The sequence below is a fragment of the Zophobihabitans entericus genome (assembly GCF_011745665.1).
Classification (GTDB): Bacteria; Pseudomonadota; Gammaproteobacteria; order Enterobacterales; family Orbaceae; genus Zophobihabitans; species Zophobihabitans entericus.
This window is the reverse complement of sequence record NZ_CP050253.1, coordinates 138,295-150,832: the sequence shown is the minus strand read 5'-3', so window position 1 is coordinate 150,832 and position 12,538 is coordinate 138,295. Positions and strand designations below refer to the sequence as shown.

General features: G+C 39.1%; 18 protein-coding genes. 15 read left to right on the top strand and 3 right to left on the bottom strand.

Going from position 1 to position 12,538, the window contains the following annotated elements:
• Positions 1–2: 2 nt before the first annotated feature.
• The 11 genes from rpsE to IPMB12_RS00655 all read left to right on the top strand — a co-directional run bounded on the left by rpsE (position 3) and on the right by IPMB12_RS00655 (position 6,774).
• The gene (gene rpsE / locus IPMB12_RS00705; protein ID WP_166913966.1) at positions 3–503 is read left to right on the top strand and encodes a 30S ribosomal protein S5; all 501 of its coding nucleotides are present in this window, start codon (positions 3–5) and stop codon (positions 501–503) included.
• Positions 504–509: 6 nt separating this feature from the next.
• The gene (gene rpmD / locus IPMB12_RS00700; protein WP_166913964.1) at positions 510–689 is read left to right on the top strand and encodes a 50S ribosomal protein L30; all 180 of its coding nucleotides are present in this window, start codon (positions 510–512) and stop codon (positions 687–689) included.
• A gap of 3 nt (positions 690–692) precedes the next feature.
• Positions 693–1,127, top strand: coding sequence for a 50S ribosomal protein L15 (gene rplO, locus IPMB12_RS00695; protein WP_166913962.1), 435 nt, complete (start codon positions 693–695; stop codon positions 1,125–1,127).
• Positions 1,128–1,135: 8 nt separating this feature from the next.
• Positions 1,136–2,479 (top strand): preprotein translocase subunit SecY, encoded by a 1,344-nt coding sequence (gene secY / locus IPMB12_RS00690; RefSeq protein ID WP_166913960.1) that lies wholly within the window; start codon positions 1,136–1,138, stop codon positions 2,477–2,479.
• A 28-nt stretch (positions 2,480–2,507) separates the two neighbouring features.
• Positions 2,508–2,621 (top strand): 50S ribosomal protein L36, encoded by a 114-nt coding sequence (gene rpmJ, locus IPMB12_RS00685; RefSeq protein WP_166913957.1) that lies wholly within the window; start codon positions 2,508–2,510, stop codon positions 2,619–2,621.
• A gap of 174 nt (positions 2,622–2,795) precedes the next feature.
• Complete coding sequence (rpsM, locus tag IPMB12_RS00680; RefSeq protein ID WP_166913955.1) at positions 2,796–3,152, top strand: 30S ribosomal protein S13; 357 nt, start codon at positions 2,796–2,798, stop codon at positions 3,150–3,152.
• Positions 3,153–3,168: 16 nt separating this feature from the next.
• Positions 3,169–3,558: a 30S ribosomal protein S11 gene (gene rpsK, locus IPMB12_RS00675; RefSeq protein ID WP_166913953.1), complete on the top strand. Its 390-nt coding sequence runs from the start codon at positions 3,169–3,171 to the stop codon at positions 3,556–3,558.
• 28 nt (positions 3,559–3,586) lie between these two features.
• Positions 3,587–4,207: a 30S ribosomal protein S4 gene (gene rpsD / locus IPMB12_RS00670; protein WP_166913951.1), complete on the top strand. Its 621-nt coding sequence runs from the start codon at positions 3,587–3,589 to the stop codon at positions 4,205–4,207.
• Positions 4,208–4,232: 25 nt separating this feature from the next.
• Complete coding sequence (locus tag IPMB12_RS00665) at positions 4,233–5,222, top strand: DNA-directed RNA polymerase subunit alpha (protein ID WP_166913949.1); 990 nt, start codon at positions 4,233–4,235, stop codon at positions 5,220–5,222.
• 31 nt (positions 5,223–5,253) lie between these two features.
• Complete coding sequence (gene rplQ / locus IPMB12_RS00660; protein WP_166913947.1) at positions 5,254–5,640, top strand: 50S ribosomal protein L17; 387 nt, start codon at positions 5,254–5,256, stop codon at positions 5,638–5,640.
• A 249-nt stretch (positions 5,641–5,889) separates the two neighbouring features.
• A complete protein-coding gene (locus IPMB12_RS00655; protein ID WP_208293515.1) occupies positions 5,890–6,774 on the top strand; it encodes a DMT family transporter in 885 nt (294 codons plus the stop codon).
• A 40-nt stretch (positions 6,775–6,814) separates the two neighbouring features.
• On the opposite strand, the gene IPMB12_RS00650 is transcribed toward IPMB12_RS00655, so the two are convergent.
• The 3 genes from IPMB12_RS00650 to radC form a co-directional block, all read right to left on the bottom strand.
• Positions 6,815–7,888, bottom strand: a complete 1,074-nt coding sequence (locus IPMB12_RS00650) for a hypothetical protein (protein ID WP_166913945.1) — start codon at positions 7,886–7,888, stop codon at positions 6,815–6,817.
• A 263-nt stretch (positions 7,889–8,151) separates the two neighbouring features.
• Positions 8,152–8,370: a SlyX family protein gene (locus tag IPMB12_RS00645; protein WP_166913943.1), complete on the bottom strand. Its 219-nt coding sequence runs from the start codon at positions 8,368–8,370 to the stop codon at positions 8,152–8,154.
• A 67-nt stretch (positions 8,371–8,437) separates the two neighbouring features.
• Entirely contained in the window at positions 8,438–9,100 is a 663-nt protein-coding gene (gene radC, locus IPMB12_RS00640; protein ID WP_208293514.1) for a RadC family protein, read from the bottom strand.
• A gap of 221 nt (positions 9,101–9,321) precedes the next feature.
• Between radC and coaBC the strand changes: the two genes are divergently transcribed.
• The 4 genes from coaBC to IPMB12_RS00620 all read left to right on the top strand — a co-directional run bounded on the left by coaBC (position 9,322) and on the right by IPMB12_RS00620 (position 12,522).
• The gene (gene coaBC, locus IPMB12_RS00635) at positions 9,322–10,530 is read left to right on the top strand and encodes a bifunctional phosphopantothenoylcysteine decarboxylase/phosphopantothenate--cysteine ligase CoaBC (protein WP_166913941.1); all 1,209 of its coding nucleotides are present in this window, start codon (positions 9,322–9,324) and stop codon (positions 10,528–10,530) included.
• Complete coding sequence (gene dut / locus IPMB12_RS00630) at positions 10,514–10,972, top strand: dUTP diphosphatase (protein WP_166913939.1); 459 nt, start codon at positions 10,514–10,516, stop codon at positions 10,970–10,972. Before coaBC ends, dut begins: the two co-directional genes overlap by 17 nt.
• A gap of 102 nt (positions 10,973–11,074) precedes the next feature.
• On the top strand, positions 11,075–11,608 hold the full coding sequence (slmA, locus tag IPMB12_RS00625) for a nucleoid occlusion factor SlmA (protein ID WP_166917640.1): 534 nt from the start codon (positions 11,075–11,077) through the stop codon (positions 11,606–11,608).
• Between the two features lie 17 nt (positions 11,609–11,625).
• Complete coding sequence (locus IPMB12_RS00620) at positions 11,626–12,522, top strand: mechanosensitive ion channel domain-containing protein (protein WP_166913937.1); 897 nt, start codon at positions 11,626–11,628, stop codon at positions 12,520–12,522.
• The last annotated feature ends 16 nt before the right edge of the window (positions 12,523–12,538 follow it).

Here is a 12,538-nt window from a genome sequence, read left to right as displayed (position 1 = left end):
AGATGTCAAACATCGAAAAACAAGCTGGCGAACTGCAGGAAAAACTAATCGCAGTTAATCGCGTATCTAAAACTGTAAAAGGTGGCCGTATTTTTAGTTTTTCTGCACTAACAGTTGTTGGTGATGGAAACGGTCGCGTAGGTTTTGGTTATGGTAAAGCACGCGAAGTTCCAGCAGCTATCCAAAAAGCGATGGAAAAAGCTCGTCGCAATATGATTCATGTTGCACTAAATAACGATACTTTACAGCACCCGGTTAAAGGTGTGCATACTGGTTCTCGTGTATTTATGCAACCAGCTTCTGAAGGTACCGGTATTATTGCCGGCGGTGCAATGCGTGCCGTTTTAGAAGTTGCAGGAGTTCGTAACGTTCTTGCTAAAGCATATGGTTCTACAAATCCGATTAACGTGGTTCGTGCAACTATTGATGGTTTAGAGAACATGAAGTCTCCTGAGATGGTCGCTGCTAAGCGTGGTAAAACCGTTGAAGAAATTTTGGGGTAAGAAACCATGGCAAAGACTATCAAAATTACACAAACTCGTAGTTCAATTGGCCGTTTGCCAAAACATAAAGCAACATTAGTTGGTTTAGGACTACGTCGCATTGGTCATACTGTTGAGCGCGAAGATACACCTGCAGTTCGCGGTATGGTTAACCGAGTTTCATACATGGTTAAAGTTGAGGAGTAAGTAATGCGTTTAAATACTTTATCTCCTGCTGAAGGTTCAAAACACGCTCCTAAGCGTCTTGGTCGTGGTATTGGCTCAGGCTTAGGTAAAACTGGTACACGTGGTGTTAAAGGTCAGACTTCTCGTTCAGGCGGCGGTGTTCGTCGTGGGTTCGAAGGTGGTCAAATGCCTTTATATCGTCGTTTACCAAAATTTGGTTTTACTTCACGTAAAGCAATGGTTACTGCGCAAGTTCGTCTTGCTGACATTGCAAAAGTTGAAGGCGATGTAATTGATCTGAATAGCTTGAAAGCAGCAAAACTAATTGGTACACAAATTGAATATGCGAAAATTATGCTTGCGGGTGAGATTTCTAAACCTGTAACTGTTCGTGGTATTCGTGTTACTAAAGGTGCTAAAGCTGCTATTGAAGCTGCTGGCGGAAAAATCGAGGAATAGTTAGAAAGATGGCAAAGCAACCAGGATTAGATTATCAAAGCGCACGTGGTGGCGTAAGTGAACTAAAAAGACGTTTAATTTTCGTTCTTTTAGCACTTATCGTCTTCCGTATTGGCTCTTTTATTCCAGTTCCTGGTATTAATGCTGGCGAGCTTTCTGAATTGCTCAAACAAGCTGCAAGCGACAATGGCATCATCAGCATGTTTAACATGTTCTCTGGTGGTGCACTTAGTCGTGCTTCTATCTTTGCTCTGGGGATTATGCCTTATATTTCTGCGTCGATTATCGTGCAGTTATTAACAGCAATTAGTCCGGCTTTAGCAGAGTTAAAGAAAGAAGGTGAGTCAGGTAGACGTAAAATCAGTCAATATACTCGTTACGGTACTTTAGCACTTGCTATTGTACAGGCAGTGGGTATTGCGACTGGTTTACCGAATATTCCGGGTTTTGGCCAAGTGGTTATTAACCCAGGATTTTCGTTCTACTTTATCGCTACAGTGAGCCTAGTTACAGGAACAATGTTCCTAATGTGGCTAGGTGAGCAAATTACAGAAAGAGGTGTTGGTAACGGCATCTCTATCATTATTTTTGCTGGTATTGTTGCAGGTTTACCTGTGGCTATTGGTGAAACTATTGAACAGGCTCGTTCAGGTGTCCTACACCCACTTCTGCTACTAGTTGTTGCTGCATTAGTTATTGGTATTACCTATTTTGTTGTGTTTGTTGAACGTGGTCAACGTCGTATTGTTGTTAACTACGCACAACGTCAACAAGGTCGCCGTGTATATGCTGCTCAAAGCACCCATTTACCGTTGAAAATAAATATGGCTGGTGTTATCCCTGCTATCTTTGCTTCAACAATTATCATGTTACCTTCAATGATGGCTTCATGGTTACAAGGGGATGGTCAAGGCTGGAGATATGCTTTTGTTTTATTAAGACAATATCTATCACCAGAGCAACCTCTATATATTTTACTGTATGCATCTGCAATTATATTCTTCTGTTTCTTCTATACTGCATTAGTATTTAATCCGCGAGAAACAGCAGATCAGCTTAAGAAATCTGGTGCATTTATACCTGGAATACGTCCAGGGGAACAAACTGCTAAGTATGTTGATAAAGTAATGACTCGTTTAACACTAGTTGGTGCTTTATATATTACGTTCGTCTGTTTAGTTCCTATGTTTATGACTTCTGCAATGAAAGTATCGTTCTACTTCGGTGGTACTTCATTACTTATCGTTGTTGTTGTTATAATGGACTTTATGGCTCAAATTCAGACTCTTATGATGCCAAATCGTTATGAGTCAGTTTTAAAGAAAGCAAACCTTAAAGGCTATGGCCGATAAGAAAGCTTGAGAAGTTACGGAGACAAAAATGAAAGTTCGTGCTTCAGTCAAGAGATTGTGTCGCAACTGTAAAATTATTAAACGTCACGGTACCGTGCGTGTAATTTGTGTTGATTTAAAACATAAACAACGTCAGGGTTAATTTTTTAATTAACTTTTATATTGTCTGTTTTACATATTTTTCTTGCAAAAGTGTGGTATAGCTGGCTAGAATAGCCAGCCTAATATTTTTTTATCAAACAACCTCTATATGAGTATCCTGAAAACGGGCTTTTCAGCATGGGGGTTGTTTCATTTTACTTAAAAGGAGTGCATAGTGGCCCGTATAGCAGGCATTAACATTCCTGATCAACAACATACTGTAATTGCGTTACAAGCAATTTATGGTATCGGAAATACTCGCGCTAAAGCTATTTGCCAAGCAGCTGGTATTGATGAGCATGTTAAGATCAGAGAACTATCTGAAGATCAGATTGAAAAGTTACGTGAACAAGTTGCGAAATTCACTGTTGAAGGTGACTTACGTCGTGAAGTAACTATGAGTATCAAGCGTTTAATGGACCTTGGTTGTTATCGTGGTATACGTCATCGTCGTGGACTTCCTGTCCGTGGCCAACGTACTAAGACTAACGCTCGTACCCGTAAGGGACCGCGTAAGCCTATCAAGAAATAATCGGGGAAATTAAGAAATGGCAAAGACACCTGTTCGTGCACGTAAACGTGTAAAAAAACAAGTTTCTGATGGTATAGCTCATGTTCACGCTTCTTTTAACAATACAATTGTTACGATTACCGATCGTCAAGGTAATGCGTTAGGTTGGGCAACCTCTGGTGGTTCTGGCTTCCGTGGCTCTCGCAAATCGACTCCGTTCGCAGCTCAAGTTGCAGCTGAGCGTTGTGCTGAAGCAGTTAAAGACTATGGAATTAAGAATCTGGAAGTTATGATTAAGGGACCTGGTCCTGGTCGTGAGTCAACTATTCGTGCATTAAATGCAGCGGGTTTCCGTATTACGAATATTACTGATGTGACTCCGATTCCTCATAACGGTTGTCGTCCACCGAAAAAACGTCGTATATAAGACGTTTTAGGATTATTGGAGAAAGAAAATGGCAAGATATTTGGGACCTAAGCTAAAGCTTAGCCGTCGTGAAGGAACCGATTTATTTCTTAAATCTGGTGTTCGCGCGATCGATACCAAGTGTAAATTAGAACAAGCTCCTGGTCAGCATGGTGCGCGTAAGCCACGTTTATCTGACTATGGCGTTCAATTACGTGAAAAACAAAAAGTTCGTCGTATTTATGGAATTTTAGAACGTCAATTCCGTAACTACTATAAAGAAGCTGCTCGTATAAAAGGTAACACAGGTGAAAACCTACTTACTCTTTTAGAAGGTCGTTTAGATAATGTTGTTTACCGTATGGGATTTGGTGCAACTCGTGCTGAAGCTCGTCAATTAGTAAGCCACAAAGCAGTTCTAGTTAATGGTCGTGTAGTAAATATCGCTTCTTATCAGGTTTCACCTGAAGATGTGATCAGCGTTCGTGAAAAAGCGAAAAAACAAGCACGCGTTAAAGCTTCATTAGAGTTAGCAGAACAACGTGAAAAACCAACATGGTTAGAAGTTGATGCAACTAAAATGGAAGGTGTGTTTAAACGCTTACCAGAACGTTCAGATTTATCCGCTGACATCAATGAACATTTGATCGTCGAACTTTACTCTAAGTAAAGTTTAGTACTTAAGAGAGGACACAATGCAGGGTTCTGTAACAGAGTTTTTAAAACCTCACCTAGTTGATATCGAACAATATAGTTCGACGCATGCTAAGGTGACCCTTGAACCATTAGAACGTGGTTTTGGTCATACTCTAGGTAATGCACTGCGCCGTATTTTATTATCATCAATGCCGGGATGTGCTGTCACTGAAGTCGAAATTGATGGTGTTCTTCATGAGTACAGCACTAAAGAAGGTGTTCAGGAAGATGTACTTGATATTCTGCTAAACTTGAAAAAGTTAGCGATTCGAGTTCATGGTAAAGATGATGTGATGCTGACATTGAATAAATCAGGTGTAGGTGCAGTTACTGCCGCTGATATTATTCATGACGCTGATGTTGAAGTTGTCAATGCAGATCATGTTATTTGTCATCTTACAGATGCTAATGCCTCTATTAGTATGCGTATTCGTGTACAACGTGGTCGTGGCTATGTTCCAGCTTCTGCACGTAGTCAGTCTGAAGACGAAGATCGTCCAATTGGTCGTTTACTCGTTGATGCGTGTTTTAGTCCTGTTGAGCGTATTGCTTATACAGTTGAAGCGGCTCGTGTTGAACAACGTACGGACTTAGATAAATTAGTTATTGATATGGAAACTAACGGTACAATTGATCCGGAAGAATCAATTCGCCGTGCGTCAACCATTTTGGCTGAACAGCTTGAAGCTTTCGTTGATTTACGTGATGTACGTCAACCAGAAGTGAAAGAAGATAAACCTGAATTTGACCCAATTCTTCTACGTCCAGTAGATGATTTAGAGTTAACAGTTCGGTCTGCAAATTGCTTAAAAGCAGAAGCGGTTCATTATATCGGTGATTTAGTACAACGTACTGAAGTTGAGTTATTAAAAACGCCTAATCTTGGTAAGAAATCTCTTACTGAAATTAAGGACGTGCTCGCTTCACGTGGTCTGTCTTTAGGCATGCGCCTTGAGAACTGGCCACCTGCAAGTATTGTTGAAGACTAATAGCTTGAAGTTTTATTAGAAGGATAAAGTTATGCGCCATCGTAAAAGTGGTCGTCAACTGAATCGTAATAGCAGTCATCGTCAAGCGATGTTTCGTAATATGGCAAGTTCTCTTGTCGAGCACGAAATCATTAAGACGACTTTACCTAAGGCTAAAGAACTGCGTCGTGTGGTTGAACCATTAATTACTTTAGCCAAAAGTGATAGCGTAGCTAATCGTCGTTTGGCATTTGCTCGTACTCGTGATAACGATACAGTGAAAAAATTATTCACGGATTTAGGTCCACGTTTTGCTAACCGTGCTGGTGGTTACACTCGCATCATGAAATGTGGTTTCCGTGCTGGTGACAATGCTCCAATGGCTTACATTGAGTTAGTTGATCGCCCGGTAGTTGAAGAAGTTGCAGCTGCTGAATAATAAGTAATTATTATTGAATTGAAAAAGCCGTTCTTATGAACGGTTTTTTTATATCTGTGAATAAAAATATTTGCTTATTCAGTGGTTGGACAAAGGTATTTTTTAAAATTTTCATATATGATAGCTCTAACTTAAAGATATATTTTAGTCCATCCATTTGTCTGTTATCTTAAATGAAAAAGTATTTATTAATCAAATGGTTAAATTTATCTATTTATTGAACATATATTATTGAATAAGGAATATAGCTTGTTAGATGCGAAGCGCTATGGCGAATGGATGTTAGTAGTGACTACATTAATTGCCGCTGCCGGATGGATCTTCACTAAAGAAGCCATTCAGGGAATGCCGATTATTGGCTTTATGGCGTTACGATTCATCTTTGCTGCAGTAATTATTTTTCCTTTATGTATATCAACTCACCAAAAGATTAGTTTCTCCAACATTCCAAAAGCTGTGGGTCTTGGTTCCTTGCAAACCGTACAGATGCTATTTTGGGTTATTGCAGTGAGTACCAGTAGCTCTTTAGGTGAAGGTGCTTTTATTCTCAGCTTGTCTATCCTATTAGTTCCTTTAGTTGTCTGGTTATTATTTAAAGAGAAGCCATTGTCTGTTTTCTGGGTCTCTTTGCCAATTGCTATTAGCGGTCTGTTATTTTTATCTTTAACTAATGGCTGGACATTCTCGATCGGACAATTATGGTTTTTAGGTTCTGCGATTGCATTAGCACTATATTTTACTTTAAATGCCAGACTATTACAGAAAATTGCTATTTTTCCTCTTACTTGTATTCAATTTTTTTGTAATGCTGTTATCTGCTCAGTGCTCTCTTTTCTATTTGAGGACTGGCCAGAAGCAATTCCTCTTTCTATTTGGGCCTGGTTCTTTGCCAGTGTGATTATTGCTACCTGCTTGCGTTATGTACTACAGGCAGTGGGACAAAAACATGTAAATATTGGTAATGCTGCAATCATTATGATTCTTGAACCAATCTGGACACTACTATTTAGTGTAGTCTTCTATGATGAGCCAATGCCATGGATGAAATGGGTTGGTTGTACCCTGATATTTGTTGCACTGGTTATTTATCGCGGGTATGTCTTTTTAAGAACGCGAAGAAGTAAAATTTATTAATAAAAAAAGCCTGCATTGCAGGCTCTGTTTATGATTAATTTTACCAGTCAACATCAACTTGTAGTTTGAAGCCCTGAATACCTGCTTCTGTAGTAGGCAGACCATTGCCAGAAGCACTTGGCCATTTAGTAAATACTTCAGCATTGGTTTGCGGTAATGTGATAATTTTTGTGCTGGTATTTTGTTCAAGAATGATTTTACTGCCGGTTGCCACGCTTCCTCCGGCTGCAGCATTACCATCGTAAACTGACCAGGTATATTTTAGCCGTGCTGATCCCATATAGTCTTGATAAATTGATTCACCAGTGTCATATAAACCATTACCATTTCGATCTCGCCATATAAATGCAATATATCGTTCACCAAGTTTTAGAGTTTCTGTTGATGAAGCTGCTGATAGTGGCGTTATTCCAGCAGGTCCGCCATTAACATCTGCTGGCATGTCACTGGCTTTAAATATTCCTACAGTTATTTGTGGATTAGGCTGGATTGGCCATGGATCTTCCGGGTCCGGTACTGTAGATGGTATACCTGGTATGTTATAAGCATTTTGCCCACTATAAATGGTACCGTTATATGGTAGTCCGTAACTTGTCACTGCCGCTAAGTTGAATCCGACATATTTATAGCCCAGTAAGTCAGGGCCAATAGAATATTGCATCATTGCAGTATAATATGGTTTAACTGTTGAAATATCAGGTAAACTATATCCATTTGGTCCAACAGTAGAGGTAACTCCAGCTGGATTCGTTAATATAAAATAAGTATCAATATCTTCATTATCTGGTGATTTTTTACCTTGAATACCAAAGTAGCTGTTAGGAGGTTGATCCCCATTGTTATCATAGATCCTAAAACGTACAGCTAAGGTATCGTATACTTGAACTTTATTTTCTGGTGGAGGTAGGGTTGAAATATCAACTGTAGTACCATCTGTTAACATTCTAAAAAAGTATACGTGAGCAGGCACATTAACATCGCCAGTATCGATATGAGTTAAGTATGGTGCATCACCTCTGATTACATTAACGGTAGTACCATTAAGTGCAGCGAAAGCGCATGAAATGCCGGTAGCTAATATTACTACTGAAGTTATTATATTGATTTTTTTCATTATTAATTTTCTTATTGTTTTTAGTTATGCTTATTATCAGGCGATAGTTAGCATCCCTATCCGTTTTTTGTCTTATTTAATCAAGTTTTTATTATTTTTTCGTGTGAATCTTAGTTAAAAAACTGAGGCTTATCAAGTTTTAATTCGAATATTTAAGATATTTCTTGATATGTAAAATAATATCAGGAGAAGGCGGCCTTTCTAATTTTAAAAAGTGTGTTTTTAGGTTACTGGGATGTATTTTTTTATAATTCTTAAGGTATTTAATAATGTGGTGGTGGAGTTTCTTCTGACATGCTAGCAATATGCGATACCTGAGACGATTTGTACTTGTCTGATAATAATTTGAGTTGTTCTTTTAGCTTAGCCGACTCCAGTTGTAACTGAATCACCGTTTGGTTTAAATGTTCAATCGTTACTTCCTGAAAGGCAGCTTTGGTTTCAAGTAACTCCAGACGCTGATTTAGTTGTTCATTGGTCATAGTAATTATCATCATTTAATTGGTAAAGTAATGTATTATACCTGAAAAAAGAGTAAAAGAGGGAGGCTTAAAGCCACCCTCGCTCAGCAAAAGAGACATATTCTCCTTTACCGATAACAATGTGATCAATAACCCTGATATCAATTAAGGCACAGGCTTGTTCTATTTGATAAGTAATATTACGATCTGCCTGACTGGGTTCAGCAATACCGGATGGGTGATTATGGGCGAGTATCAGTGCTGCAGCGTTACATTTTAAGGCTTCCCGAATAATTTCTCTCGGATGTATTTCAACAGAATTGTAAGTACCTACAAACATTTCTTCTGCGTAGATAACTCTATTTTGGTTATCCAGAAATATCACTAAAAACACTTCTCTCTCTTTATCGGCAAGTCTGCTGGCCAGATAATGGTGTGTAAGACTTGGATTGGTCAGGGAACTTTCTTTGGTCATTTGCACTTTTAAATAACGATGAGAGAGTTCAACGACCGCTTTGAGTTGGGTATATTTCACTGTTCCAAGGCCGGGCTCACTACAAAAAGATTTATGATCGGCATTAATTAAGTGATATAACGAGCCAAACTCATTAAGTAGATTTTGAGAAAGAGTAAGTACATTAGTTCCTTTTACGCCGGTACGCAGAAAGATTGCTAATAACTCTGCATCACTTAAAGACTGTACTCCGTATAATAAGAGCTTCTCCCTTGGTTGCAAATATTGTGGATTCATTGGTAAATCAATAAGTAAGTTAATAAAGTTGCTATCCTAGCTAATTGAAAGAGATATTAAATAGTGAATATCATATTTTTCGAGTTTTCTTCCAATGTTTATTTGAAACAAATGTAACAGTACAAAAAGTGAGTGCAAACTAACTTATTTCTGTAAATGGTTTTTTCGCACTATTTTTCTATGGTATTATTAGGTATCACCTACTATTTAGTGAGTTTGTTATGAGTCTGACAGGTAAACATATCGTACTGGGAGTTTCTGGTGGCATTGCCGCTTATAAATGTCCGGAACTTGTACGCCAGTTAAAAAAACAAGGTGCTGAAGTACATGTTGTTATGACGAGTTCTGCTGAGCATTTTGTTTCACCGTTGGCTTTACAAGCCGTTTCTGGGAATCGGGTATCAAATAGTTTGTTTGACCCAGCGGCTGAATTATCTATGGGACATATTGAACTGGCAAAATGGGCCGATCTGGTTTTAATTGCACCAGCAACTGCTAATATCATTGCAAAATTGGCAACAGGTATTGCAGATGATCTGCTATCTACGCTTTGTTTAGCAACAACTGCACCAATTGCGATTGCTCCGGCGATGAATCAAAATATGTTTCAGGCGCTTGCGACACAAAAAAATCTATCTGTATTAGTAGAGCGTCATGTTCATATTCTGGGGCCTGATGCTGGTTTTCAGGCTTGTGGTGATGTTGGTCCAGGCAGAATGATTGAACCAGCCTGTATCGTACAACATATTCAGGATTTGTTAGTCAGTACTAACAAACTGTCTCATCTTGATATAGTGATTACTGCCGGTCCTACTCGTGAAGCATTGGATCCTGTCCGTTATATTACAAACCACAGCTCGGGTAAAATGGGATTTGCGATTGCTCAGGCAGCAGCGGCCCTTGGAGCAAAAGTCACTTTAGTTACAGGTCCTGTCAATTTACCGACTCCTCCACGTGTTATGCGTATTAATGTCGAAAGTGCTTTAGAAATGCAGGAAAAAGTAATGGAACACGCCACCCAGGCAGATATTTTTATCGCCTGTGCTGCAGTTGCTGATTACCGGGCAGAAAATATTGCCAGAGATAAAATTAAAAAGCAGAGTGAGGAGACACTAACTTTATCGCTCGTTAAAAACCCGGATATTGTGGCTGGTGTTGCTGCCATGTCAGAATACCGACCATACGTTGTTGGTTTTGCAGCAGAAACTCAACACATTGAAGAATATGCTTTAGCAAAATTAAAGAAAAAGAATTTAGACTTAATTTGTGCTAATGACGTGTCATCCACAACCAGTGGATTTAATTCAGACAATAATGCCCTGACGCTATATTGGAAAGATGGTAAAAAAGAACTACCAATGACAAGCAAAGCACAGTTGGCTAAACAATTAATCGAAGAGATTGTAGAACACTATGAAAAAAGACATTGATATTAAGATTTTAGATAATCGTTTAGGTAAAGAGTTTCCGCTACCAACTTACGCTACATCAGGTTCTGCTGGCATAGATTTGCGTGCTATGTTTGATAAAACAACAGAAATTAAACCTAATGAAACTGTTCTGACTCCGACAGGACTATCAATGTATATCGCAGATCCAGGTTTAGCTGCTTTAGTTTTACCACGCTCCGGGCTTGGTTCTAAGCATGGAATTGTACTTGGTAATTTAGTCGGACTCATCGACTCAGATTATCAGGGACAGCTTTTTGTGCCATTGTGGAACCGTAGTCAGCAAAGTTTTACCGTTGAACCGGGTGATCGTATTGCACAACTTATTATTGTACCTGTTGTTCAGGCTAACTTTAACATCGTTGAAGAGTTTACAGAAACTGAACGCGGAGCGGGTGGCTTTGGCCATTCGGGACGTAAATAGTTTAAGGGTTATTTATGATAGATAAAAGGTTGTGACAGGTAAAAGATTGTGACAGGTAAAAGAAAAAATCGCAAGGAAGATATCCTACAGGCACTGGCTACCATGCTAGAGTCCAGCGAAGGAGCGCACCGTATTACCACCGCTAAACTAGCAGCAGCGGTTGGTGTATCTGAAGCAGCCCTTTATCGGCATTTTCCGAGTAAAACGCATATGTTTGAAAGTTTAATTGCTTATATTGAGGACATCTTACTGAGCCGTATCAACTTAATTTTACAGGATGAAAAAGATACCTTTAATCGTATCCGGTTAATTTTAGCGTTGATTTTAGGATTTTCAGAAAAGAATCCAGGTCTGGCTCGTATTATCACAGGCCATGCTTTGATGTTTGAACAAGATCTATTGCAAGAACGGGTTAGTCAGCTATTTGAGAGAATTGAAACTCAAATTCGGCAGGTGTTACGTGAACGAAAAATCAGGGAAGGCACTGGCTTTGCTTATGATGAACGTTTACTTGCCAGTCAATTACTTGCATTTTGTGAAGGAATGATTTCTCGATATGTTCGTTCTGGTTTTAAACATCTGCCAACAGAAGAGTTTGAGACTCGCTGGTTACTATTGGCCAAACAGCTAAATTAGTTCAGGAGGTATCACTTATGGAAACAGAAAACATAGAACAGCAGGCGATTGCTTTCTTAGATAAATACGACAACATTATTGTAAGCTATGCACTCAATATTCTCTTTGCGATTATTATTTTTATTATCGGTCGTTTTGTTGCCGGATTTGCTTCGCGTTTCTTAAAACGGTTATTGTTAAGAAGGCAGGTAGAACCAACTTTAATCTCTTTTTCTGTCACTTTAAGCCGCTATGCAATTATCGCTTTTACACTTATTGCAGTGCTGGGACAGCTTGGCGTACAAACAGCCTCGATTGTTGCGGTTGTAGGTGCGGCTGGTTTAGCTATTGGTTTAGCTCTACAAGGTTCATTATCTAATTTTGCTGCTGGTGTATTACTCATTATTTTCCGTCCGTTTAAATCAGGTGAATTGATTGATATTGGGATTATTGGTACCGTTCAGACTATCCAAATCTTCTCAACCACACTTTCTACTCCTGACGGTAAAATAGCGGTGATTCCAAATAGTAAAGTTGTGGCTGGCAATATCATTAACTATAGTCGAGATCCTAATCGTCGTATTGATTTGATTATTGGTGTGGAATATAACGCCAGTCTTGAACTGGTCAAAGACGTCCTGCTCAAAGCTATTCATAAGACTGACAATATTCAGATGGACAGGGCGGTGACCATCCGTTTGGATGAGCTGGCTAGCTCATCGCTCAATTTTGTCGTGCAGGTTTGGGTGCTGAATGATAATTACGGTTCTGTACGTGCTCAACTGCTTGAAAACATTAAGACAGAATTGGATAACCATAATATTGGTATCCCTTACCCAACAATGGAGTTAAACTTCAGTTCTGTGGATAATGGTAATATGCAACACGTGTCAGGCAATCCAACTACAGTTGCGGCAGATCCAAATATTAATTAGTTTATATTTTCAGACA

What these genes read in the sequence shown, in the direction of transcription:
- rpsE (WP_166913966.1), top strand. Translation starts at nt 3, where the DNA reads ATGTCAAACATCGAAAAACAAGCTGGCGAACTGCAGGAAAAACTAATC.
- rpmD (WP_166913964.1), top strand. Translation starts at nt 510, where the DNA reads ATGGCAAAGACTATCAAAATTACACAAACTCGTAGTTCAATTGGCCGT.
- rplO (WP_166913962.1), top strand. Translation starts at nt 693, where the DNA reads ATGCGTTTAAATACTTTATCTCCTGCTGAAGGTTCAAAACACGCTCCT.
- secY (WP_166913960.1), top strand. Translation starts at nt 1,136, where the DNA reads ATGGCAAAGCAACCAGGATTAGATTATCAAAGCGCACGTGGTGGCGTA.
- rpmJ (WP_166913957.1), top strand. Translation starts at nt 2,508, where the DNA reads ATGAAAGTTCGTGCTTCAGTCAAGAGATTGTGTCGCAACTGTAAAATT.
- rpsK (WP_166913953.1), top strand. Translation starts at nt 3,169, where the DNA reads ATGGCAAAGACACCTGTTCGTGCACGTAAACGTGTAAAAAAACAAGTT.
- rpsD (WP_166913951.1), top strand. Translation starts at nt 3,587, where the DNA reads ATGGCAAGATATTTGGGACCTAAGCTAAAGCTTAGCCGTCGTGAAGGA.
- IPMB12_RS00665 (WP_166913949.1), top strand. Translation starts at nt 4,233, where the DNA reads ATGCAGGGTTCTGTAACAGAGTTTTTAAAACCTCACCTAGTTGATATC.
- rplQ (WP_166913947.1), top strand. Translation starts at nt 5,254, where the DNA reads ATGCGCCATCGTAAAAGTGGTCGTCAACTGAATCGTAATAGCAGTCAT.
- IPMB12_RS00650 (WP_166913945.1), bottom strand. Translation starts at nt 7,888, where the DNA reads ATGAAAAAAATCAATATAATAACTTCAGTAGTAATATTAGCTACCGGC.
- IPMB12_RS00645 (WP_166913943.1), bottom strand. Translation starts at nt 8,370, where the DNA reads ATGACCAATGAACAACTAAATCAGCGTCTGGAGTTACTTGAAACCAAA.
- radC (WP_208293514.1), bottom strand. Translation starts at nt 9,100, where the DNA reads ATGAATCCACAATATTTGCAACCAAGGGAGAAGCTCTTATTATACGGA.
- coaBC (WP_166913941.1), top strand. Translation starts at nt 9,322, where the DNA reads ATGAGTCTGACAGGTAAACATATCGTACTGGGAGTTTCTGGTGGCATT.
- dut (WP_166913939.1), top strand. Translation starts at nt 10,514, where the DNA reads ATGAAAAAAGACATTGATATTAAGATTTTAGATAATCGTTTAGGTAAA.
- slmA (WP_166917640.1), top strand. Translation starts at nt 11,075, where the DNA reads ATGCTAGAGTCCAGCGAAGGAGCGCACCGTATTACCACCGCTAAACTA.
- IPMB12_RS00620 (WP_166913937.1), top strand. Translation starts at nt 11,626, where the DNA reads ATGGAAACAGAAAACATAGAACAGCAGGCGATTGCTTTCTTAGATAAA.